At 53.9% G+C, this 23,188-nt stretch carries 19 protein-coding genes and 1 tRNA gene; 9 read left to right on the top strand and 11 right to left on the bottom strand.

Annotation, left to right across the window (positions count from 1 at the left end):
• Positions 1-99: 99 nt before the first annotated feature.
• The 3 genes from SB13_RS13290 to ibpA form a co-directional block, all read right to left on the bottom strand.
• Positions 100-1,512, bottom strand: coding sequence for an anion permease (locus tag SB13_RS13290; protein ID WP_026740823.1), 1,413 nt, complete (start codon positions 1,510-1,512; stop codon positions 100-102).
• Between the two features lie 646 nt (positions 1,513-2,158).
• A complete protein-coding gene (gene ibpB / locus SB13_RS13285) occupies positions 2,159-2,614 on the bottom strand; it encodes a small heat shock chaperone IbpB (protein ID WP_026740822.1) in 456 nt (151 codons plus the stop codon).
• A gap of 138 nt (positions 2,615-2,752) precedes the next feature.
• Positions 2,753-3,172, bottom strand: coding sequence for a small heat shock chaperone IbpA (ibpA, locus tag SB13_RS13280; RefSeq protein ID WP_026740821.1), 420 nt, complete (start codon positions 3,170-3,172; stop codon positions 2,753-2,755).
• 348 nt (positions 3,173-3,520) lie between these two features.
• On the opposite strand from ibpA, the gene SB13_RS13275 reads away from it, so the two are divergent.
• Entirely contained in the window at positions 3,521-3,880 is a 360-nt protein-coding gene (locus SB13_RS13275) for a YceK/YidQ family lipoprotein (RefSeq protein WP_026740820.1), read from the top strand.
• 59 nt (positions 3,881-3,939) lie between these two features.
• Here the strand turns inward: SB13_RS13275 and SB13_RS13270 are convergent, their stop codons facing one another.
• A complete protein-coding gene (locus SB13_RS13270) occupies positions 3,940-5,235 on the bottom strand; it encodes a DUF3748 domain-containing protein (protein ID WP_026740819.1) in 1,296 nt (431 codons plus the stop codon).
• Between the two features lie 234 nt (positions 5,236-5,469).
• On the opposite strand from SB13_RS13270, the gene bhsA reads away from it, so the two are divergent.
• Complete coding sequence (gene bhsA, locus SB13_RS13265; protein WP_026740818.1) at positions 5,470-5,727, top strand: multiple stress resistance protein BhsA; 258 nt, start codon at positions 5,470-5,472, stop codon at positions 5,725-5,727.
• 80 nt (positions 5,728-5,807) lie between these two features.
• On the opposite strand, the gene yidA is transcribed toward bhsA, so the two are convergent.
• Both yidA and uspA read right to left on the bottom strand, forming a co-directional pair.
• On the bottom strand, positions 5,808-6,623 hold the full coding sequence (gene yidA, locus SB13_RS13260; protein ID WP_026740817.1) for a sugar-phosphatase: 816 nt from the start codon (positions 6,621-6,623) through the stop codon (positions 5,808-5,810).
• A gap of 665 nt (positions 6,624-7,288) precedes the next feature.
• Positions 7,289-7,726, bottom strand: coding sequence for a universal stress protein UspA (gene uspA / locus SB13_RS13255; protein ID WP_026740816.1), 438 nt, complete (start codon positions 7,724-7,726; stop codon positions 7,289-7,291).
• Between the two features lie 591 nt (positions 7,727-8,317).
• On the opposite strand from uspA, the gene uspB reads away from it, so the two are divergent.
• Positions 8,318-8,656, top strand: coding sequence for a universal stress protein UspB (uspB, locus tag SB13_RS13250; protein ID WP_026740815.1), 339 nt, complete (start codon positions 8,318-8,320; stop codon positions 8,654-8,656).
• 111 nt (positions 8,657-8,767) lie between these two features.
• On the opposite strand, the gene pitA is transcribed toward uspB, so the two are convergent.
• Entirely contained in the window at positions 8,768-10,273 is a 1,506-nt protein-coding gene (gene pitA / locus SB13_RS13245; RefSeq protein WP_026740814.1) for an inorganic phosphate transporter PitA, read from the bottom strand.
• Between the two features lie 274 nt (positions 10,274-10,547).
• On the opposite strand from pitA, the gene SB13_RS13240 reads away from it, so the two are divergent.
• Complete coding sequence (locus SB13_RS13240) at positions 10,548-11,735, top strand: BaiN/RdsA family NAD(P)/FAD-dependent oxidoreductase (protein WP_026740813.1); 1,188 nt, start codon at positions 10,548-10,550, stop codon at positions 11,733-11,735.
• A gap of 4 nt (positions 11,736-11,739) precedes the next feature.
• On the opposite strand, the gene SB13_RS13235 is transcribed toward SB13_RS13240, so the two are convergent.
• The 4 genes from SB13_RS13235 to ligB all read right to left on the bottom strand — a co-directional run bounded on the left by SB13_RS13235 (position 11,740) and on the right by ligB (position 16,893).
• Positions 11,740-12,699: an arsenic resistance protein gene (locus tag SB13_RS13235; protein ID WP_026740812.1), complete on the bottom strand. Its 960-nt coding sequence runs from the start codon at positions 12,697-12,699 to the stop codon at positions 11,740-11,742.
• Between the two features lie 224 nt (positions 12,700-12,923).
• Positions 12,924-13,000 (bottom strand) — tRNA-Pro (locus tag SB13_RS13230).
• 131 nt (positions 13,001-13,131) lie between these two features.
• The gene (gene eptB / locus SB13_RS13225; RefSeq protein ID WP_026740811.1) at positions 13,132-14,811 is read right to left on the bottom strand and encodes a kdo(2)-lipid A phosphoethanolamine 7''-transferase; all 1,680 of its coding nucleotides are present in this window, start codon (positions 14,809-14,811) and stop codon (positions 13,132-13,134) included.
• A 378-nt stretch (positions 14,812-15,189) separates the two neighbouring features.
• Complete coding sequence (ligB, locus tag SB13_RS13220; protein ID WP_051619113.1) at positions 15,190-16,893, bottom strand: NAD-dependent DNA ligase LigB; 1,704 nt, start codon at positions 16,891-16,893, stop codon at positions 15,190-15,192.
• 322 nt (positions 16,894-17,215) lie between these two features.
• Between ligB and gmk the strand changes: the two genes are divergently transcribed.
• The 5 genes from gmk to recG are packed head-to-tail and all read left to right on the top strand — an operon-like array spanning position 17,216 to position 23,069.
• On the top strand, positions 17,216-17,839 hold the full coding sequence (gene gmk, locus SB13_RS13215; protein ID WP_026740809.1) for a guanylate kinase: 624 nt from the start codon (positions 17,216-17,218) through the stop codon (positions 17,837-17,839).
• A gap of 56 nt (positions 17,840-17,895) precedes the next feature.
• Positions 17,896-18,171, top strand: a complete 276-nt coding sequence (rpoZ, locus tag SB13_RS13210; RefSeq protein ID WP_026740808.1) for a DNA-directed RNA polymerase subunit omega — start codon at positions 17,896-17,898, stop codon at positions 18,169-18,171.
• An 18-nt stretch (positions 18,172-18,189) separates the two neighbouring features.
• Positions 18,190-20,289, top strand: a complete 2,100-nt coding sequence (spoT, locus tag SB13_RS13205) for a bifunctional GTP diphosphokinase/guanosine-3',5'-bis pyrophosphate 3'-pyrophosphohydrolase (protein ID WP_026740807.1) — start codon at positions 18,190-18,192, stop codon at positions 20,287-20,289.
• 6 nt (positions 20,290-20,295) lie between these two features.
• Positions 20,296-20,988 carry a tRNA (guanosine(18)-2'-O)-methyltransferase TrmH gene (gene trmH, locus SB13_RS13200; RefSeq protein WP_026740806.1) on the top strand — a complete coding sequence of 231 codons (693 nt, stop codon included), beginning with the start codon at positions 20,296-20,298 and terminating at the stop codon, positions 20,986-20,988.
• Positions 20,988-23,069, top strand: a complete 2,082-nt coding sequence (gene recG / locus SB13_RS13195; RefSeq protein ID WP_026740805.1) for an ATP-dependent DNA helicase RecG — start codon at positions 20,988-20,990, stop codon at positions 23,067-23,069. Before trmH ends, recG begins: the two co-directional genes overlap by 1 nt.
• The last annotated feature ends 119 nt before the right edge of the window (positions 23,070-23,188 follow it).

The raw sequence follows: 23,188 nt of genomic DNA, 5'->3' as shown, positions 1-23,188 counted from the left end.
TCTTATACCGTTTAAGCCGATTTCGCGCAGTTCATATAACATACCGCCGCCATAAAGCGGCGGCGGCGGTTTATTTCACTTGTGGGTGCTGACGGCCTGTTACCACAGGCCCAGAACTTTCCACCAGAAGCTACCGACAATCAGCCAAATGGGGATGACGACCAGCCCGGTCAGGAAACCGATCTTCCACCAGGTAGACAGCGACATATAGCCACAGCCGAACAGGATGGGCGCCGGACCGCCGGAGTAGTGCGTGGTAGACATGAACAGGTTACTGAAGGCGGCAAAGGCCAGAACCGTCAGCATAGGAGGAGCACCTGCGGCGATAGCGATGGAGACGAAAATCGCATACATGGCGCTGATGTGCGCCACGGCGCTCGCCATCAGGTAATGGCTGTAGTAGTAGACCAGCAGCAGCAGTCCCAGCATTGGCAGCCAGTGCATCCCTTTGACGGAATCCCCTGCCATGTTGCCCAGCCAGCCGATCAGGCCCAATTTATTCAACTGCGTCGCCAGCATGATCAGCACCGCGAACCACACCACGGTGTGCCAAGCTTCTTTCTCGCTCACCACGTCGTCCCACGTCAAAGCGCGAGTCAATAGCAGCACGCTTAAACCCGCCAACGCCGTCAGGGTGGCGTCGATATGCAGCGTCGAACCCAGAACCCAGAAGGTGACCAGTCCCAGGAACACGCCCAGCACGACCCACTCATCGCGGCTCATCGAGCCCATTTCACGCAATTTTTCGACGGCCATCGCGCGCATTTCGCTCGTTTTCTTCAGCTCGGGAGGATAAAAGCGGTACATCACCAGCGGAATAACAATCAGAGAAACAATCCCCGGCAGCAATGTCGCCATCGCCCACTGGGTCCAGCTGATGTGCACGCCGAACTGCCCGGCCAGCTTGCTGATCATCGGGTTACCGGCCATGGACGTCATAAACATCGCGGACGTGACGGAGTTACACTGGAAGATGGTTTGCACTAGGAACGCGCCGATACGTTTCTGCGTTCCCTGAGCCGGCGTCGAGCCGTAGGCTTCAGCGATAGAACGAAACAGCGGAGTGATAATACCGCCGCAGCGCGCTGAGGTAGAGGGCATCGCCGGAGCAAACAGCAGATCGGTGAAGACCAGGCCGTAGGCCAGACCCAGACTACTGTTGCCCAGCTTGCTGATGAACAGCAAACCGATACGGCGGCCGAAGCCGGTTTTGATAAAACCGCGCGAGATGAAGAATGCGCAGGCAATCATCCAGATGGTCGGGTCGCTGAAACCCGCCAGCACATCTTTGACGCTCAGCAGCCCCATGGCGGCAACCGCCGTGATGCTGAATATCGCGATAGCGCCCAACGGATAAGGAGAAAGAATTAAACCCACGACGGTCGCAATGAAGATGGCCATCAAATGCCAGGCTGAGGGGCTAACGCCCTCGGGGACGGGAANAAACCATAATCCGACGGCAATGCCGAGGATGAACAGAAGTTTAACTAACCTGCTATTATTCGCAGACATACATACACCACTCATATTAAAACGAAATCTGACGTTTTTACCGGGTGTACCCTGTCTTGAGTGGGGGGTCGTTATTCTCTTTTATTTCCCCATTAATAAATACAACGGGTACAACGACAGTAAAAAAAGGCAAGAAAATAATAGCGTTTCAGCGATCCTCTTGCCCCATAAATTCGATGAATGTTCAACGGTCCAAATAGTATTATAAATGGCGTTACCGAACCCTTTACTTTAGTTACTAAATGTATTTAATAATTTAATTATAATTTAATAATTTGGGTATTAACAAATAAAAACAGTCAGTTCACGACAAGCAAAGATCTCACAACAATGGAACATAAAATTAACGTAATGACTGATAGTGATCTATTTATCAATTAAACACTTCATAGCCTGTAATATTGACTATACGTTAATTTAATATTTCTGCTGCGATATGCAGCAATGATATCTAATGACAGGGAATGTGGCAGAGAAAATATTAAGGACTGCACATAAAACATGGGATATATTCGCGAAAAAAAGCGCCGTTCCCGACAATCATTGCCGCATTTCCTCCTCACTGGCCAACCAACAAACCTGATGCAAAAAAAACCGCCCACGGCGAAAAGCCATGGGCGGTCATCAACGATTTTAGACGCGGAGGTTAAGCGTCAATCACCTCTTCTGAGGGTTTATCCAGCTGCCCGGCGCGCGACGTGCCGATGGCGATACGCTGCGGCTGCAGCTCTTTGGGCACTTCGCGGACGAGATCGATGTGCAGCAATCCGTGTTCGAATTTCGCCTCCGCCACGCGAATGTGTTCAGCCAGCGTGAAGCTTAGGGTGAACGGTTTAAACACGAGCCCCTGATGGACGTACTTCACAGTCTTGTCCGCCGGAACAGGCGAACCTTTGATCGTCAGGCGCGGCCCTTCGATTTCAATAGCCAGATCCTCCTGACGGAATCCAGCCAGCGCCAGCGTAATACGGTAGCGATCATCGTCCTGTTTTTCGATGTTGTAAGGAGGAAACTCCGCCGTTTCCTGACTGCCCATAGAGCTAGCCAATTTATCGAAGCCGATCCACTGACGCAGCAGCGGGGATAAATCATAGTTACGCATAGTCATGACTCCTTCTTTGAAGCGAGAAATTCACCCGGAGTGTCAAACATTCCGGCGCGCCCCCATTCGGCAGGCGCCACATGTCACGGCGAGACGCTAATCCTCTCTCGCCGGTGCCAACAACGGTTAACCCGTTTATTACTTAATTTCGATACGACGCGGTTTCAATGTCTCAGGGATGATGCGTTCCAGATCGATATATAACAGCCCGTTTTCCAGGTGCGCGCCTTTAATCTGAATGTGCTCGGCCAGCTGGAACTTGCGCTCGAAGTTACGTTCGGCGATACCCTGATAGAGGTAATTGCGAGGTGCAGAGGCAGCCTCGCCGCCGTGTGCGCCTTTCACGATCAGCATGTTATCGTGCGCGGTGATATCCAGTTCGTCTTCAGCAAAGCCGGCAACGGCAATCGCGATGCGGTACTGATTTTCGTCGACAAGCTCGACGTTGTAGGGGGGATAACCGCCGTTACCCTGGCTTTGGCCAGCTTCCAGCAAATTTAACAGACGATCAAAACCGATAGCGGAACGGTACAGCGGAGAAAAATCGGGGTTACGCATTATAGCCTCCTAAGCTTCAGCGAGGTGTTTACGACGGCCTTCCATCAGGACAGGCCTCTTGCCGGAAAGAAATACCCTGTCGGCATACGTCTCTCTACGGCTCTGTTATTCATATGGCGGCCACGCGTTTTTTTTCAAGAGGGGCGATAAATATTTTCGCCGGGAAGCGTGGAAATAAACCCAATGAGATCTCACGGATGAAACGGTTATCGCCTACACTGAACAAGGCACAATTTGCCAAAATCAATACAACATCTGTGCACTTCGATAACAGCACAAACGCGGGAACAATTTGTGGGTATGCAGGCTCAAGAGAATTTGCGGAGCGGTCTCCCTGTGGATAACGTTATGACCATATTGAAAAGTGTCTTATCTGCTTTCGTTCTGGCCGTTGGCATCGTCATTGCCCTAAGCGGATGCTCCAGTGTGATGACACGAACGGGAGGCGACCAGGGCTATTACTCGGGTACCCGAGCGGGCATCGACATGCTGGAAGACGACCACACCAGCTGGGCGATGATGCCCCTGGTCGCGATTGATATCCCCTTCTCTGCCGCGCTGGACACGCTGCTGCTGCCCTATGACTATTATCATTCCGATGATCAATCTGATAAATCACTGCACGACAGAGTCAGCGACAGTGAGGGCGACGCGCCTTTCAGCACGGCTCCTGCTACGCCCGCGATTGCCAGTCAGACGCGACGCTGAGTCGCAAGTTCGGCGACAACGCTCAGGTCGGCTGCCGCTTTCGGGGCTGCGCGCTCCGTTCAGCCCGCATCCTCAAGCTGTACTCTGACCTTGAAAATCTGATTCACGCCATCCACTTCCCGCAAATACGCAATCTCTTCGCCGCTGGGAGAAAAGACGACGGCGTCCCCTGACAGGGGCTCCGCGCTTCGCGGCGTCTGCCGGAATAAACGCCCCGTCGAAAGGCCACACACCATAATGCTGTTATCACAGACAAAAGTCAGATATTGCCCGCTGGGGTGCCAGGTAAAGGCCGATTGTATGGAATCAGGCCCATACGTCACCTGATGAGGAGCTCCGCCATTCGGCGACACCGTCCACAGCTGAACAATACCGTCATCATCCCGCATCAAAAACGCAATTTGGCTGCCATCCGGGGAGGATCTCAACCAATGACGCGGCTGATTCACCACGCCGGGATATCGTCTGTCTCCGCTAAATGTCAAACGTCGTTGAATGACGCCCGCCGGAGGCGAAGGCAGCGTGTCGGCGGTCCCGGCAAGCGGTTCAGATCCTGGCTGCGCATAGGCTTCAAGTGCTTCCGGCAGATCGACGATGAAGACCTCCGGCACCCGTTCCCCTGTCGTCGATACCGTATCGCCGATAAATGCCAACGCCCATCGCTGGCGACAGCCTTCCGGCCGGAGATACCCCCTTTCACCGATCCAGCCCTCCTCATAGGCCCGATTAATTTCATCACTGCCGGGGCGAGGATGTGGCGTGGTGCGACTGACCAGAACACAGTAATGGCTGCCGTCATATTCTCTTGGGTGATGTTTCGACACGATGACCGGGCGCAGCGGCACGCCCACCCCGACGTTGCGCAGGTCGAGGGACGGATCCCGTTCGTGCAGGACGTGATCGTTGTAGGTGAAGCTCAAACGCGTTCCATCAGGGCTGAAGACGTGGACATGTGTCCCGCCGCGCAGCGCGCCAGCGACATAGGGAGGCGTGATCGACAAAGCATCCAGCGTAACGACCTGATCACGTTTGTCGTCGGCGACGATGACGCCGCGACGATGGTGGAAATCATAGTGCCAATCGTCATCCGGATGCTCCGGACCGTGGATAAAGACATAGCGTTGGGGTAACACGGGGCTGCCGGTGATCACACCGACACACGCATTTTCTCTCGCCTCATAGACAACCTCCGTCTGTCGGGTATGAATGTTCACGCGCTCGACCCGACGGCCGGTAAATGAAGAACCTGTTGGTCTGACGTCATACAGCACCCATTGACCATCGCATGTCCAAATATTGACGTTCGTCAGCTGATGGGAAACGGAGCCCGACGTTAATTGAAATTCTTCATTCATCGTAAAAATCCACAAGGTGTATCGATTATTAACCTATAATAAAAATCTATGCGGAAAATAAAAATTAAATAGATAAAACAATTCGTTATTTACAGTACCTGACTTTCTTCTCGTTAAAACAGGAGGAATATAGTCGCAACTGATGACGGTTTATCGTCGTACCAACAAGGCGGTCGTTTTGCTACAGAACAACGCGCCATTTCTTTTCGTTATCGATATAGAAGGTATAAGACTATGAAAAGCGTTAAAATTATCGTTGCAGCTGCTGTACTTTCCACCCTCTCTTTTGGCTCGTATGCGGCCCAATATATCAGCGTGCTACAGGCGCAAAATATGGAAAAGATTGGCGAAACCTCGGATACCGGCAAAGACTTAACGACCCTTCAGCAAAAATTCTCAGCCAAAGCTGATAAAGCCGGTGCGAAGGCTTACACCATCACCAAAACCACCGGCGACCAGGTGTTGCACGGAACAGCAAATTTCTATAAATAATCTCGCAGCTGAGCTTCATGCCCGGTTTATCCGTCTCAGCCGGATAAACCGGGGGCGTGACGAAACNAAGCCGTCTCGCATTATCCCTTCAAGACAAACTTCTCGATGGCATAAGCCACACCGTCTTCCTGATTGGTTTTGGTGACGAACTGACTGGCTGCTTTCACCTTTTCAATTGCATTACCCATTGCCACGCCAAGCCCCGCATAATCCAGCATCGCTAAATCATTTTCCTGGTCGCCCAACGCCATGATTTCATCGCGCTCAAGGTTCAGGTGTTCCGCCAGCATCTTGACGCCCGTGCCCTTATTCACGCGTTTATCCAGAATTTCCAGATAAAAATCAGCACTTTTCATTATGGTGTAGCGTTCGAACACCTCAGCCGGCACCTTTTTAATGGCCTCATCCAACAACGCAGGTTCATCGATCATCATGAGCTTGGGAAAATGCAGGCTACGATCCATCTCTTCAACGGACCTGTATCGCAGAGGCATACCGGTGAGAAAAGCCTCATGCACCGTATAACGGCCGATGTCCTTATTGGCGGTATAGACATAATTAAAATCCAACGCGTGGAAATGAACGTTCAGATCGCGCGCCAGCTTTTCGCAATAGAGATAATCATCAAAATTCAGCGTAGTTTCCGCAACGCACTCAGCGCTGGCGGCTTTCTGAACCAGCGCGCCATTGTTGGTAATGCAGAAATGATCGTCCTGATATAAACCCAACTCTTCCAGATAACGCTTCACGCCAATATAAGGCCTTCCGGTCGCGAGAACGACGTGCACGCCTTTATCCCGTGCGGCGACGATCGCCGCTTTTACCGCCGGAGAGACGACGTTTTGTGGGTTAAGCAGCGTGCCGTCCATATCGATCGCAATAAGTTTGATTGTCATAATTCGTACCGGTGTCGGAATAATAATTTGTATGCTAACGCGCCTTTATGCAGCGATGCCAGTGAATATAGAACAAGGACGTGCTTTCCCGAATCAGTCGCGAAGTTGCTGTAGACTGCTTTTTAAAAATGTGACGTCGATCATGTTATGCCACGACAATAAAGAAAATAAGCCGGCTCAACGAACGCCACGGCGAATGAAATAACGGGCGCGCGCTCCGCTTTTCTTATTTTTCCCCCCATCCGAATTAACACATGTTTATTTCGAAGATAACCCATTGGATAAGTCCCGGCAGTCACCCTCTCTCCCAGACGAATTTCCTTTGCATCACTTAATTTCGATCAACGCTATTTCACGCTCAAGTAAGTAAGTCGGGAGTTTGATTGGCGGCCTGAAGATCCCACCGGAAATGGCATGCCCTGCTGCGCGAGCGGGTCGCCGCGTTTTAGCCGTCGATACGTGATGGGGTAATAATTGATGAAACGGTTCCGCCTAAAGCCTCGAGTACCACGTAACAGCGTTAAGCCCGCCATCGACAGAAGGGAGAGAAAAAGATGAGCGCCAGAGCGAAAAGCGCAGAGTTTAGGACAGACATCAGGCGGCACGTCGCAGTAATGATGTTACGCACCCGCCACCCTGATACTGAAGCGGCGGGTGATCCCACGTTAAACTTCTTCGTCATCCTGCAACGGAACAATCAGCATGTCGACATGGATGGTGTTGATCAGCTGACGGGCCGAGGACATCAGCTTGCTCCAGAAGTCCTGATGGTGTCCGCACATGACCAAATCGACATCGTACTTATGAATGGCATCCAACAGCACCTGGCCCAGATCGCCGCTCCCGCTCAGCGTTTCCGCAATCGGATATCCCGCGTTTTGCGACAGGTCTTTCAAGGCATTTTGCGTCTCTTCAGAGATACGCTGCTGCATATCGCCGAGGTTGACATCAATCAGTCCGGTGTAGAGATCGGAGTAGTTAACGTCGACATGAATCAGGGAAACCTTGGCGTTATACGGCTTGGCCATTGAGACAGCTTTGTCGACCAGCATTTTGCTTTCCGGCGACAGATCGACGGCAATAAGAATGTGTTTATAAGCCATAATAAGCTCCTTCCATAAAGACTAATGAATGGGTCAGCAGAGTTTTCTCCTGCCAAACTGATACTTACTGGCGATCTGCATCATAACACTCGCCATCGAAAGGGAGATGTTCAGCAGATCACAACGCCGTAGAGTGGCGGTTAGCTGTAGTCACGAAACCCATCACCACGCCTCCCTATTTTGAAGTTAACGTCAGTGTACGCCGATAAGCCGCATCGCCGACGAAAAATCGCGTGAACGCATAAGTATAGCTAAAGATCGCACGCGATAAGGCTAACAGGACTGGCGGGGATGACCGGGGGATCCTGCCAATTTTTCATCACATTAGCATGTCTAAGAGACATTAACGGCGTTATAGTAAAAAAATGAAACGGTCTTCTACAATGAAAATAATCCCGCGTCGTTGACTCCGCGCGGAGAAGAAGAATACCGCCAGCAGTGGACATTATCCGCAGACCGCGCCTTGATACGCCACGATCGAGCCGCACGGAAACATCGCATACATGATATTTGGGATGACTATCCACAGGTGTAAACGACGGAGATTCGTGACGTACAAACATCTGCCGGATAGCTAAGCGGGAGGGGAGCATGGTTATTAGCACGTTTGCGCTTTTCTGGGCCTTATGCATCATTTGCGTCATCAATATGGCGCGTTACTACTCTTCTTTGCGAGTGCTGCTGCTGGTATTGCGAGACTGCGATCCTCTGCTGTACCAGTACGTGGACGGACGCGGTTTCTTCACCGCTCACGGACAACCCAGCAAGCAACTAAGACTCGTTCGCTACATTTACAGCCAGCGCTATCTGGATCATCACGACCCCGAGTTCATCCGTCGCTGTGAACGTGTACGTGGACAGTTCCTGCTGACTTCCGCGCTGTGCGGATTAGTCGTGGTCAGCCTTATCGCCATGCTCGTCTGGCACTAAAGACGCGACCGATTCAAGGTCACGGCGAACGAGATTTTCTCGAACGACGCCCATAAAAAAGGCGACCTCAAGTCGCCTTTTTATCGTACGTATTGCTGTCGTCGCGCGGCCTTAAATCAGCTTCAGCGTCAACCAGTACAACACGCCGGACAGTATCAGCGATACCGGCAGCGTAAAGATCCAGGCCAGCAGGATGCTTTTCACCGTTTTGCTCTGCACGCCGCCGCCATCTACGATCATCGTCCCCGCTACCGCGGAGGAGAGCACATGCGTAGTGGACACCGGCATACCGGTATAGCTGGCGNCCCCAATCGAGAGCGCGGCCGTAACCTGAGCCGAGACGCCCTGAGCATAGGTCATCCCTTTCTTACCGATCTTCTCACCGATAGTGACGGCAACACGTTTCCACCCCACCATGGTTCCGAGAGACAGAGCCAACGCCACGGCGACGATAATCCACAGCGGCGCATACTCTACGGTATGCAACAAATCGGTACGCAGATTGGTCAGCAGACGTTTGTCTTCGCTGTTCGTTTCCGGCAGCTTGATGATGCGGTCCATGGTGTCGGAAATACACATCAGCAGACGGCGAACCTGACCACGGTCATCGCTGGACAACTCGCTGTAGTCTTTCAGGTTGTTCAGCAGGCCTAAAGAGTGATCGATGGCCAGCATGACCCGCGAGCTATCGCAATGGAAGTCCGGTTTACCCTCGACAGGAATGGTTTTTTCCGGCGCGGGCAGCATCGGTGGGGACAAATCAACCACATGCTCCAGCGCTTCGCCGTGAGAATGGTAGTAACCCTGCAGATTGACTATCGCATCGCGAGTTCGACTGATGTCATAACCCGACGCATTCATGTTCAGCACGAAACCTGCGGGCGCGACGCCAATCAGTACCAGCATAATCAGGCCGATACCTTTCTGACCATCGTTGGCGCCGTGAGAGAAGCTGACGCCGACGGCGGACAGGATCAAGGCAGTACGCGTCCAGAACGGCGGTTTACGCTTGCCATCCTGTTTCTCACGCTCTGCTGGCGTGAGGTGAACCCGTTTTCTTTTCTTGGTGTTGCTCCAGTAGCGACGCAGCAGGAACACCATGACCCCGGCGATGATCATGCCCACAATCGGAGACAGGATCAGCGACAGAAAAATACTGACCATCTTCGGAATATTGAGCGCATCCACGACTGACGTATTCGTCAGCAGTGCGTTGGTCAAGCCGATACCGATAATAGAGCCGATCAGGGTATGGGAACTGGACGCGGGCAACCCAAAGTACCAGGTACCCAGATTCCAGATGATCGCAGCCAACAGCATGGAAAAGACCATAGCCAGACCGTGAGCAGAGCTGACGTTCAGCAACAGATCGGTAGGCAGCAGGTGGACGATGGCGTAAGCCACGCTTAATCCGCCCAGAAGGACCCCAAGGAAGTTAAATATTCCCGCCATCACCACAGCGAGCTGGGCGCGCATGGCACGAGTATAAATAACGGTAGCAACAGCATTGGCAGTATCGTGAAAGCCGTTAATGGCTTCGTAAAACAATACAAACAGCAAAGCCAAAATCAACATCAGACCGGTGTGGAAATCAATTCCGGCAAATAAATGTAGCATAAGCGTTAGGCCATATCGTGGTCATCAACGCGGCGCATTATCGGCGACAAGCGGGGCTTGGGAAAAGGAAAATCTGACATTATTTTGACTTATTTTAATCCAATCATCCATTGGCTAATAATTTATTCGATAAAAATCAGTCAATTGGGCCTTATTACGAAATTCTGCAATTTGTAACACTGGTCAGATCACAGGACGAGCACTACAATCTGCCGCCCTGAACGGCAATTCGGCCGCAGGCCGAAACCTGACGAATTGCGGGGGAGCAAAACACGTGGAACAGTATGATGTGGTTGTGATTGGCGCCGGCGCGGCAGGTCTTTTCTGCGCGGCGCAGGCAGGACAGAAAGGCCTGCGGGTACTGCTGGTGGACAATGGTAAAAAACCCGGCCGCAAGATTTTGATGTCCGGCGGCGGGCGCTGCAATTTCACCAACCTTTACGCAGAGCCTGGCGCTTACCTGTCGCAAAACCCGCACTTCTGCAAGTCCGCACTGGCGCGCTATACCCAGTGGGACTTTATCGAACTGGTTAACCGCCACGGCATCGCCTATCACGAAAAGACCCTCGGGCAATTGTTCTGCGACGACTCCGCCCAGCAAATCACGGATATGCTGCTGAAAGAGTGTGAACAGGGCCAGGTCACGCTCCGTTTGCGCAGCGAAGTGCTGGAAGTGGAAAAGAGCGATGTATTTACCCTGCGGTTGAACAACGGTGCGATTCAAAGCCCGGAGCTGGTTATCGCCACCGGCGGCCTGTCGATGCCCAGACTCGGCGCCACGCCTTTTGGTTATCAGCTTGCCCAGCAGTTTTCCATCAACGTACTGCCCACCCGCGCGGCGCTGGTGCCCTTCACCCTGCACAAACCACTGCTGGAACAGCTGCAGACGCTATCCGGCGTCTCAGTGCCGTCTCTGATCGAAGCGGAAAACGGCGTGACCTTCCGCGAGAATATCCTATTCACCCACCGCGGCCTGTCCGGCCCGGCGGTACTTCAGCTTTCCAGCTACTGGCAGCCGGGTGAATTTGTCACCATCAATCTGCTGCCCGACCAGGATCTGGCCGCACTGCTTGATGCAGAACGCCTCGTCCATCCCAATCAGAGTCTGAAAAATACGCTGGCGCAGTGGTTGCCCAAGCGTCTGGTCGAGTGTCTTCAGGCGCTGGGACAGTTGCCAGATGTCACGCTTAAACAGCTGCAAAAACCACAGCAAACTCAGGTAGAGAACACCTTACAACAATGGCGGGTACAGCCTAACGGCACCGAAGGCTACCGCACGGCAGAAGTGACGCTGGGCGGAGTCGATACCCACGAGCTTTCATCAAAGACGCTGGAAGCCAGCAAGGTCCCTGGACTGTACTTTATCGGCGAAGTCGTGGACGTCACCGGCTGGCTCGGCGGTTACAACTTCCAGTGGGCCTGGAGCTCGGCTTGGGCTTGCGCTCAGGCGCTGGGCAAATAACGGCTCACTTGCCTGCGTGAAAGCGCAGACGCGGGGCACAACGAACGTAAATCAGTTCGGCAATCAGCTCGACCAGCGTCTGCGTCACCACCACGACAGGCATCAGCGGTAACGCCCCAGGAACCGCCAGCGCCAGCGGCAAAATCACCAGCGAATTTCGCGTCCCAGCGCTAAACATGACGCCCCTTCCCGCCGCCGCATTCAGCTTAAAAAGCCGCGCAACGCCCCAGCCCGCCAGAGGCGCGAGCGCCGAAAATAAAAGGTATACAGGCAAAACCGTCAGTGCGGTGCTTCGCGACTGGGCTAGCTGCGGTACGACAAACGCTGTGATCACCGCCAGCACCAACGCCGTCGCCGGCACGGGAAGACAGCCAAGCCAATTCGTCATAACCTGCCCTGCAGATGTCGTCTTACTCCAGCGTTGAAAGATCAACGCCAACAGCAGCGGGACCGCAATCATGGTGATAAAAGCATGCAGGAAAGGCTCGATGTTGATGGACTGCGCCGTATCGAATAACAGGCTTAAATAAAGCGGCAACAGCAGCATTTGCAAAAGTAGCAACAGCGGCGTCGCGGCAAGCAGCAAACGGGAGTCCGCCTGTCCCTGCTGACAAAACGTCACGACGTAGTCGATGCAGGGACACAACAACACCATTGCGACGCCATACGCCACCACCGACGGGAGCGGGAATAGCGTCAGCAACAACGCCACCAGCGCAGGTATCGCGACAAAATTGGCGATAAACAGGGCCAACAGGAAACGCGCGTGGCGAAAGGCGTTAAGCATCTCCCCCAGCGGCAGCGATAAAAACGTAACGAACAACATGAACGCCAGGGCCGGATTGAGAACCACCACCACGCCCGACACTGTCGGCCTGCAGACAGCCATGACCGCCGCCGCGACCATAGTCAAAAAATAAATTCCCGTTTGGCGGTTTTCCAGCGCGTCTTTTATTTGGCTCATAAAAAGGGGGACATACTCGATTAAAGAAAGCGGCCAGCATCTTGGCAGAAATCGCTGCGGTTGCCTATTGCCGCCCTGAGTCTGTGGCGGTATTGCACTGAAATGGACGGGGACGCCGAAATGAGACAGGAAAAATCTGTGCTCAGAAGAGATGAAAACAAAAAAACCCGCTGTAGTAAGCGGGTTTCTTGATGAAGACAACCGGGTATTGTCTTCTTTGAATTTGGTCGGTGAGAGAGGATTCGAACCTCCGACCCCTTCGTCCCGAACGAAGTGCGCTACCAGGCTGCGCCACTCACCGAATGCGGGGCGCATATTACTGCGCCCCTGATAACGCGTCAATCCCTTTTTAACAGACGGCCTTGGAGTTGGCGACAAAGCATACAACGCAATTTCCAAGAACAGATAGAGACCGCATCTTATTGATTTTAATCAATGAATCGGCTTCGAACACCAGTTGTTGCTTTGATTGATGCCGCCATTAGGCGAGGTATACCCCAGACATCCCAACACCGAGTCGAAGATCTCCTCATGGCGCAGGATTTCACCGGCATCCTTTCTGGCCTTCAGATTAGCGAAAGCCTGCTGATGTTCTGGCTCAGCCAGAAATTTGTCGGACGCCCACATCATTATCGGCGAACGGAACTGCTCCGGCGGCGCGACATTACGCGGGGTGCCGTGCAGGTGCGAGTTCTCATCGATGGATTCGCCATGATCGGAGGAATAGAACACCAACGCTTTCTTATCCCTCATCTGATCGATGACCTGTTCGATAAATGCATCCGTGTAAAGAATGCTGTTATCGAAAGAGTTGATGAGCTGTTCCCGGGTACAGGAGGCATCTACGCTCATGCACTCCGGCTGATAGCGGGCGAAGCTACGCGGGTAACGCATCGAATACTGGTAGTGCGACCCTTTGGTGTGCAGGACGATCAAGTGTTTGCCTTTGGTATAGCGTGCCAACGAGGCTTTCATCTCATCCACTAACAGCATGTCATCAACGGATTTTCCATCGTTGCGTTTTTCAGAGGCAATCATTTCACGGATAGAGTAGTTATCAGCCCGGATGTTGTTGTAGAACCAGACTTCGCTTTGCATGGCGAACAGCTCCGACGAGAACCCCAATCCTTTCATCACGGAGAAAATATTGTGCTCTTTTAGGGTCCGCTGGGGATTATCTTCCGTCCCGCCTTCACGAACGAACATACAGCGCATGGAGAGTTTGGTCGCGGTATCGCAAGAGCGGCCGCGAAACGCTAGCAAGTTTTTCTCTTTCCCCAACTGAGGTGTCGTGTCCCGCGAGTAGCCTAACAGTCCCAGATGATCCCACCGCGTCGTCTCGCCGATGATAAATACGACGTAGGTATCATCGATATCGCTGGGAGCCTGATAGGTAAAATGTGTGCTCGGATCAAACAGGGAAGACGCGTCCTGATTTTCATCGTAATGGGCGTAAGCGAACAATCCCAAGGCAGACAACCAGTTAGAGGGCAGATACGAGTGAGCCACCACGCCGCCATAGCTAGGTAAATCCTGATTGGAGGCTTTCTCCGCGTCAGCATTGACCTTGCCCATGTAATCCATAGGCAGCCAGACCAGCGCAACGATGACCGCCAAACCCAGCGCGGCTCGCAGACGTCTACCTGGCGTTTTCAACTGATCCAGTAACGTATGTTGCAGACGGCTTGTCCAGATGATCGCCAGCGGCGGCAGGCTGACGAGTATCATCCACAGCACGAAATTGACGCCGATCACCTCGCGCGAGAGATCGATATCTGTCGTCATCACGGAAGCGATGATGCCGTAGCCGATAACGACATTAAAAAAGGTCATGTAATAGCTGGCGGCTACTGAAATTAATGTCAGTAACGATGCCAGAATACGAAAGCATTTTTTTCCGCCCAGAGAAATAAGCCGCATCAGNAAAAAAGTAAACAGAATGCAAGCCAGCAGTTCAGCCACGGCAGAAAGAAAATGCGTGGCATGCTTGAGGTCGAAAATAGCCAGAGAATCAAAACGGCGGTAATAAACGGATAAATTCAGGAATAAGCCTATATAAAAAGCTAGTATCCAGGAAACTTTGGGTTGGGAAAAAGGCATCGACACTTTCATTCTTATTAATCTGCTCCAGAGGCTCACGTCTGTAAACAGACACCGGAGCCCCCCTCGGAGTTCATTATCTTTAAGATATAAAGGTAATAATTTCGATGCAGTACAAGCGCTCGACCTACTGATAGTCGTATCTGACCACTCAACTGTCAGTCTGGCTGGTGAACTGATTAGATCAATTTATCGATTCTTTAAAATAGTCGTCTAATTCATTAGTTTTTATGCGTGAACAAACCCTGTGGGCTTGATTTATATATAACGAGAAATAATTCTCTGAACTTTCGTCAGCAGTATTCCCTTTTAATAAAATTATTTATTCGTTATCACACTGGCTTTTTCATTACTGCCATCGGAGTATTTCTGAAATATTGAATTTTTCCGCTATTTAATACCGTACGACTCGATCTGCCGCATCATCGCTTGTACCTCTGGATGATGTAAAAACTGACTTATCTTGCGCGCCCGCCGATAACCGACGCCGGGTAACTGCTGCCATTCAGGGATACTGCGTTGCTGAAGCTGAGAAAAAGAGTGCCCCGACAGCGCGCCATGAGCTGACTGCGGCAACGGCATCCCCAAGGCCAGAAGCCAACGCGATAACGGCAGCTGCCGCGTCGACTGAAATTGTTGGTACAGCAGCCCCGCGCGCGTTTCACCGACAGACGCCGCGGTGCTGATCTGGTGTCGTTCCAGAGCCAGCCAGCCAATCAAGTCCTTCAGCTGATGCGCCTGTATCAATCGTTTCCACATGCCTTCGCGTAATCCCTGTATCGCCAGCCCCGCATCGCTGCTTAACCAGACCAACCGCGCCAGAAATTGCGGCTGACACGCTTTGCTCCATCGGAAGCAGGAAAACTCGTCGAACTGCGCTGTGTCAGGCGCGTCCACCGTCAAACGCTCCACGCTGCGCCACACGACGCCATCGAGCCGGGGTATGCCTCGCCCTGCGAGACTCACGGTCACGCGATCTCCAGGCATGACATCCCACCGCCGCCAACGTGCCACAGAGCCAACATTCACTCTGCTGACCTGCTTATCATCCAGCGTCACCGTGTCCAGCGCCAAAACGGCCCCTATTTTTCCGGTTCGACCCACCGGAAATTCAACGCCCTTGACCTCCGCGACGCGGTGAATCGGCGGATATTTCCAGGCTATCGACCATTCAGACGCTCCTGACTGCCAGTAGCGGCCTGCAGGCTCGTCTTCCTGGCGGATCACCACACCATCGGTGACAAACGGCATTGGGGATTGATACCAGTGCTCACGCCAGCGTCGAGCCTCTGCCAGCGAGGTGATAGGTTCGGAATAGCGCTCTGTCAGCGCAAACCCCATTTCACGCAACGCCGCCAGTCGCTGCGTCATGCTACGGGGTCCGTTGGGCCACGCCCAGATAAAAACCCCGATATTCGCCAACCGTGGGGAAGGTTGTTTGCGCCGCATTTCTCCTGCGACCAGCGCCCGGGCGTTGAGGCCGCCGAGCTTATTCTGACGATGATTTTCCACCGGAAGAAACAGCTCGCCCTGCAGAACGACACGCTCTGGTGTTCCAGTGTTATCGCCCCGCATGAGCCTAAGTTGCTGAGGGATGGCCGCTATCTGACGAACCTTCTCCGTCCAATCTTCCCCTTGCCGCCCATTGCCTCTGCTGACGGCAGAGATCAGGCGGCCTTGCAGATAAACCAGCGTCACAGCCACACCGTCCACCTTGGGTTGAACCCAAAGATGGCGCCGGGCCGCGATCCAATGCTGCAGATCGCCGTCGTCGGAAAGTTTTCTAAGGCCGGTCTGCGCCACCGGGTGACGCTTTTTTCCCTGACTGGGCAAACGCACCTCAAACACGGCCTCCTGCGTTGGAAAACAGCGCTGCCAGCTTGCCAACATCGTGCGCATCTGGTCGTACGCATCATCGGGAACCGGGCTTTTGCCCTCTTCATGATATGCCTTATCCCATTGCGCCAACTGCTGCCCTAGTTGCTGAATTTCCTGACGGGCCCGCGGGGGAGCCCATTCCGGACAAGCGTCGGCAGCCAGAGCCAGTTCCGTCCACAACATCGCCGCTACGCCCAGCCAATATCCATATTGCATCATTTCCCCCAGCTTCCGTTCAGCGCAACGGCAGTAAAGCACGGAGTCCGACAGCAAACCCAGCGCCAGAAATTACAGTTGCGAGCCGTTTCGCAGACAATTTGCGTCGTTACAGGAAGGAGATGAAAAATTGCGGCACATTACACAAGGAATATGCAAGGAAGAGAAAAGCGTTTGATCGCGGTAAAAAGATAAGCCAATTTGTCAAACAAGACGGGTTCAATACTTACGCTGCGCGACTGACGGCGGCGCGGCATGTATAATGCGGGGAACTGCGCGTTCCGCTGCATCAATTCTAACTACTGAATCAGATACATTCACTATGGCTCAAGGCACGTTATATATTGTTTCCGCACCGAGCGGTGCCGGAAAATCCAGTTTGATTACTGCGCTGTTGAAAACGCAGCCGCTGTATGACACACAGGTTTCCATTTCTCATACCACTCGCGATAAACGGCCGGGAGAAAATCACGGCGAGCACTACTATTTCGTGCCGGTTGACGAGTTCAAGCGCATGATTGGGAACGACGAGTTTCTGGAGTATGCCGAGGTTTTCGGTAATTATTACGGAACGTCTCGTACCGCCATTGAGCAAGTGCTGTCTACCGGCGTGGATGTATTTCTGGACATAGACTGGCAGGGCGCCAAGCAAATTCGCGAGCGGATGCCCTCCGCACGGAGTATTTTCATCCTGCCGCCCTCGAAAGAAGAGCTTGAACGTCGCCTGCGCGGCCGTGGTCAGGACAGCGAGGAAGTGATTAATCGACGCATGGCGCAGGCGATTGCCGAAATGAGCCACTATGCTGAATACGATTATCTTCTCGTCAACGACGACTTTGATCTGGCGCTGCAGGATTTGAAAACCATCATTCGCGCCGAACGTCTGCGTTTATCCCGCCAGAAAGTGCGGCATGACGGTTTAATCACCAAACTATTGGCAGACTGACGGCACATTCAGTATCATGCCCAGTCTTTTTTTATTTCCCTGTGGAGTACCTCATTATGGCACGCGTAACTGTTCAAGACGCTGTAGAAAAAATTGGTAACCGTTTTGACCTGGTGTTGGTCGCTGCCCGTCGCGCCCGTCAGATCCAGGTTGGGGGCAAAGATGCTCTGGTTCCTGAAGAAAACGACAAGTACACGGTTATCGCACTGCGTGAGATCGAAGAAGGACTGATCACTTCGCAAATTCTCGACGCCCGTGAACGTCAGGAGCAGCAGGAGCAGGAAGCCGCAGAAATTCAGGCGGTCACCGCAATCGCTGAAGGTCGCCGCTAATAACACCACGAGTCGCCCTTGTATCTGTTTGAAAGCCTTAATCTGCTGATTCAGAATTACCTGCCCGAAGACCAGATAAAACGTCTCCGGCAGGCTTACCTTGTCGCACGTGATGCTCACGAGGGGCAGACTCGCTCCAGCGGCGAGCCTTACATCACCCATCCAGTAGCCGTGGCCTGCATTTTGGCCGAGATGCGTCTCGACTATGAAACGCTAATGGCGGCGCTACTGCATGACGTGATCGAAGACACGCCCGCCACCTACCAGGATATGGAACAGCTGTTCGGCAAAAGCGTTGCCGAGCTGGTGGAAGGCGTCTCCAAGCTGGATAAGCTTAAGTTTCGCGACAAGAAAGAAGCTCAGGCGGAAAATTTTCGCAAAATGATCATGGCGATGGTGCAAGACATCCGCGTCATTCTGATCAAACTTGCCGACCGTACCCACAACATGCGGACGCTGGGAGCGCTAAGGCCGGATAAACGCCGACGCATTGCCCGGGAAACATTGGAAATCTACAGCCCGTTGGCCCATCGGCTTGGTATTCATCATCTGAAAACCGAACTGGAAGAGCTGGGGTTTGAAGCGCTCTATCCGAACCGTTACCGCGTCATCAAAGAAGTGGTGAAAGCCGCGCGCGGCAACCGTAAGGAGATGATTCAGAAGATCCTGTCTGAAATCGAAGGACGTTTGCTGGAAGCGGGTATCCCCTGTCGCGTCGGCGGCCGGGAAAAACACCTCTACTCCATCTACTGCAAGATGCACCTGAAAGAACAGCGTTTTCACTCCATTATGGATATTTACGCCTTTCGGGTGATCGTCAGCGATTTGGATACCTGCTATCGCGTGCTGGGCCAGGTACACGGCCTGTACAAACCGCGCCCCGGTCGCGTTAAAGACTATATCGCCATCCCGAAAGCCAACGGCTATCAATCTTTGCATACCTCGTTGATTGGCCCGCACGGCGTCCCGGTCGAAGTGCAGATCCGTACGGAAGATATGGATCAAATGGCCGAGATGGGCGTAGCCGCACACTGGGCTTATAAAGAAGGCGAAAGCAGCACGACCGCACAGGTCCGCGCGCGCCGCTGGATGCAGAGCCTGATGGAACTGCAGCAAAGCGCAGGCAGTTCATTTGAATTTATCGAAAGCGTGAAGTCGGATTTGTTTCCGGACGAAATGTACGTCTTCACGCCAGAAGGCCGCATTGTCGAACTGCCTTCCGGCGCCACGCCGGTGGACTTCGCCTATGCGGTGCATACCGACATTGGCCACGCCTGCGTGGGCGCACGTGTCGACCGTCAGCCGTATCCGCTGTCTCAAGCGCTGAAAAGCGGTCAGACGGTTGAGATCATTACGGCGCCGGGCGCACGGCCAAACGCCGCCTGGCTGAACTTTGTCGTCAGTTCCAAAGCCCGAGCCCGAATCCGTCAGATGCTGAAGAACCTGAAGCGTGACGATTCCGTCAGCTTAGGGCGCCGCCTGCTGAACCATGCGCTAGGCCACGGACGTAAGCTATCGGAAGTTCCTTCTCCCAACATTCAGCGTGAGCTGGACCGAATGAAGCTCTCCTCGCTGGACGATCTGCTGGCGGAAATCGGCCTTGGCAATGCGATGAGCATCGTGGTGGCCAGAAATCTGCTGGAAGAAGATACCGGACTGAACAGCTCCGGCATCCGCAAGCTCCCGATAAAAGGTGCCGACGGCGTGTTGGTGACATTCGCCAAATGCTGCCGTCCCATTCCGGGCGACCCGATCATTGCGCACGTCAGCCCAGGTAAAGGTCTGGTTATCCACCATGAATCCTGCCGCAATATCCGCGGTTACCAGAAAGAACCCGAAAAATTCATGGCGGTCGAGTGGGATAAGGTCACTGAGCAGGAGTTCCTGACGGAAATCAAGGTGGACATGCTCAACCATCAGGGCGTACTGGCCAACCTGACCGCAGCCATTAACACCGCCAATGCCAATATCCAGAGCATCAATACGGAAGAAAAAGACGGCAGGGTATACAGTGCCTTCATACGCCTGACAGCACGCGACCGTGTCCATCTCGCGAATATTATGCGCAAGATCCGCGTGATGCCGGATGTGATCAAAGTTAACCGTAACCGAAACTAATCTGTTATGACTCCAGAACGCTATGCGCGCATCAGAGAGATGCTGAATCACCGCCAGCCCGACCTGACGGTGTGTATGGAGCAGGTCCATAAGCCTCACAATGTTTCCGCCGTTATTCGGACGGCGGATGCCGTAGGCGTTCATCAGGTTCACGCCATATGGCCGACCGGCCATATGCGAACGCTGGTGTCGACCGCCGCTGGCAGCAATAGCTGGGTAAAAGTCAAAACGCACGCCACGATTAAGGACGCCGTCGGGCACCTGAAGGCGCAGGACATGCAGGTGCTTGCCACCCATCTTTCTGACAACGCTGTTGATTTTCGCGACATCGACTATACCCGTCCTACCTGCATTCTTCTCGGACAGGAAAAAAGCGGCATCTCCGCCGAAGCGCTGGCTTTAGCGGACCAGGACATCATCATTCCAATGACCGGTATGGTTCAGTCCCTCAATGTCTCCGTCGCCTCCGCATTGATTCTTTACGAAGCGCAGCGCCAGCGTCAGATGGCCGGGATGTATCATCGTGACACCAGCCCGTTGGACGATGAAGAGCAACAGCAGCTGTTGTTCGAAGGCGGTTACCCCGTTCTCGCCCGCGTAGCGAAACGTAAAGGACTTCCACGCCCACGCATAGACCAGCAGGGTCAGGTGGTCGCCGACACCCCGTGGTGGGCCGCCATGCAGTCCACGGAACAATAATGCGCGGGCGCCTGCTGAATACCCAACCGCTGAACACGCTTGTCGGCGTCGGGCCCAGTCAGGCGAATAAATTGGCCCGCATCGGTCTGGAAACGGTGGAAGACCTGCTATTTCATCTACCGCTGCGCTACGAAGACCGCACTCAGCTTTATCCCATCAACGACCTTCTTCCGGGCATCTACGCAACCGTAGAGGGTGAAATTTTGCGCTGTGACGTCACCTTCGGCCGCCGTCGTATGCTGACCTGCCAGATCAGCGATGGCAGTGGCATGCTCACGCTGCGATTTTTCAACTTCAACGCCGCCATGAAAAACAGCCTGTCGCCGGGCCAGCGGGTCATCGCCTATGGCGAAATCCGCCGCGGCAAGCTGGGGGCTGAAATTATCCACCCGGAGTATCGGGTTCAGGGCGAAGAAAGCGACGTGGCACTGCAGGAAACGCTGACGCCGGTCTATCCCACCACCGACGGTATTCGTCAGGCTACGCTGCGCAAGCTGACCGACCAGGCGCTGAAACTGCTGGACCGCCATCCGATTGATGAACTGCTGCCGCAGGAGCTCAATCACACGATGATTAGCCTGACGGAAGCGCTGCATACGCTTCATCGGCCACCGCCCGACATGCAATTGAGCGAACTGGAGCAGGGTAAACATCCGGCTCAGCAACGGTTGATCATGGAAGAGCTGTTGGCCCATAACCTGAGCATGCTGGCTGCACGTGCCGGCGCCCAGCGCCACCTCGCGCTGGCGTTGCCTCCCCGCGATGCGCTGAAACAACAGTTGCTGGCCGCCCTTCCGTTTTCGCCGACTCGGGCGCAGGAGCGCGTCGTGGCCGAAATCGAACAGGATTTGAATCACCCTTATCCCATGATGCGGCTGGTTCAGGGCGACGTCGGATCCGGCAAAACGCTGGTGGCGGCTTTGGCCGCATTGCGCGCCATTGCTCACGGCAAGCAGGTGGCCCTCATGGCGCCGACGGAACTGTTGGCGGAACAACATGCGCACAACTTCCGTCAATGGTTTGCGCCACTCGGCATCAACGTCGGATGGCTGGCCGGAAAGCAAAAAGGCAAAGCGCGTCAGGCCCAGCAGGAAGCGATCGCCAATGGCGATGTCGGCATGGTGGTCGGTACTCACGCCATTTTCCAGCAGCAGGTCCAGTTTAACGGTCTGGCGCTAGTTATTATCGATGAACAGCACCGGTTCGGCGTACATCAGCGGCTCGCCCTGTGGGAAAAAGGCGAGCAGCAAGGATTTCACCCCCNCCAGCTGATCATGACCGCGACGCCGATCCCGCGTACGCTGGCAATGACCGCGTACGCCGACCTGGAAACGTCCGTCATCGACGAACTACCGCCGGGCAGAACGCCCGTCACTCCCGTCGCCATCCCCGACACCCGCCGTAGCGATATCATCCAGCGTGTCGACAATGCCTGTCAGCAGGAAGGGCGTCAGGCTTACTGGGTGTGCACCCTAATTGAAGAGTCGGACCTTCTGGAGGCGCAGGCGGCGGAAGCTACCTGTCAGGAACTGCGCGAAGCGCTGCCGGCGCTCACGATCGGACTGGTGCACGGACGAATGAAGGCGCAGGAAAAACAACAGGTGATGGAGGCGTTCAAGGCAGGCCAAATTCAGCTGCTCGTCGCTACCNCCGTGATTGAAGTCGGGGTCGACGTCCCCAACGCCAGCCTGATGATTATCGAAAACCCGGAACGGCTCGGTCTGGCGCAGCTGCACCAGCTGCGCGGACGCGTCGGCCGCGGTTCGGTCGCTTCCCACTGCGTGCTGTTGTACAAATCACCGCTCAGTAAAACCGCGCAGAAGCGGCTGCAGGTTTTACGGGATAGCAACGATGGCTTTGTGATTGCTCAACGCGATCTCGAGATCCGCGGACCGGGTGAGCTGCTCGGTACCCGTCAAACCGGCAGCGCCGAATTCAAAGTCGCCGACCTTCTGCGAGACCAGGCGCTGATCCCACAGGTCCAGCGCCTGGCCCGCCATATCCATGAACGCTATCCCGAACACGCGCAAGCCCTGATAGAACGCTGGCTGCCGGAAAGCGCACGCTACACCAACGCCTAAACGCCGACTGCGATCACGTCCCCCAGATCCCCCTCCACGGTCAAGCAGAAAGATGAAGTGCGCAACCGTTTGCTTTTGTTAGGCAGATCATTAAAATGCGTTTTTTGTCGTTCTGGAGT

This window comes from Lonsdalea quercina subsp. quercina, assembly GCF_000688695.1.
In the GTDB taxonomy this organism is placed as follows: Bacteria; Pseudomonadota; Gammaproteobacteria; order Enterobacterales; family Enterobacteriaceae; genus Lonsdalea; species Lonsdalea quercina_D.
The sequence above is the reverse complement of the archived record's forward strand: the minus strand, read 5'-3'. Positions and strand labels throughout refer to the sequence as shown.

Excerpts from the sequence above, each read along its gene's own strand:
- ibpB (WP_026740822.1), bottom strand. The coding sequence starts at position 2,614 with ATGCGTAACTATGATTTATCCCCGCTGCTGCGTCAGTGGATCGGCTTC.
- ibpA (WP_026740821.1), bottom strand. The coding sequence starts at position 3,172 with ATGCGTAACCCCGATTTTTCTCCGCTGTACCGTTCCGCTATCGGTTTT.
- SB13_RS13275 (WP_026740820.1), top strand. The coding sequence starts at position 3,521 with ATGACCATATTGAAAAGTGTCTTATCTGCTTTCGTTCTGGCCGTTGGC.
- SB13_RS13270 (WP_026740819.1), bottom strand. The coding sequence starts at position 5,235 with ATGAATGAAGAATTTCAATTAACGTCGGGCTCCGTTTCCCATCAGCTG.
- bhsA (WP_026740818.1), top strand. The coding sequence starts at position 5,470 with ATGAAAAGCGTTAAAATTATCGTTGCAGCTGCTGTACTTTCCACCCTC.
- yidA (WP_026740817.1), bottom strand. The coding sequence starts at position 6,623 with ATGACAATCAAACTTATTGCGATCGATATGGACGGCACGCTGCTTAAC.
- uspA (WP_026740816.1), bottom strand. The coding sequence starts at position 7,726 with ATGGCTTATAAACACATTCTTATTGCCGTCGATCTGTCGCCGGAAAGC.
- uspB (WP_026740815.1), top strand. The coding sequence starts at position 8,318 with ATGGTTATTAGCACGTTTGCGCTTTTCTGGGCCTTATGCATCATTTGC.
- SB13_RS13235 (WP_026740812.1), bottom strand. The coding sequence starts at position 12,699 with ATGAGCCAAATAAAAGACGCGCTGGAAAACCGCCAAACGGGAATTTAT.
- ligB (WP_051619113.1), bottom strand. The coding sequence starts at position 16,893 with ATGCAATATGGATATTGGCTGGGCGTAGCGGCGATGTTGTGGACGGAA.
- gmk (WP_026740809.1), top strand. The coding sequence starts at position 17,216 with ATGGCTCAAGGCACGTTATATATTGTTTCCGCACCGAGCGGTGCCGGA.
- rpoZ (WP_026740808.1), top strand. The coding sequence starts at position 17,896 with ATGGCACGCGTAACTGTTCAAGACGCTGTAGAAAAAATTGGTAACCGT.
- trmH (WP_026740806.1), top strand. The coding sequence starts at position 20,296 with ATGACTCCAGAACGCTATGCGCGCATCAGAGAGATGCTGAATCACCGC.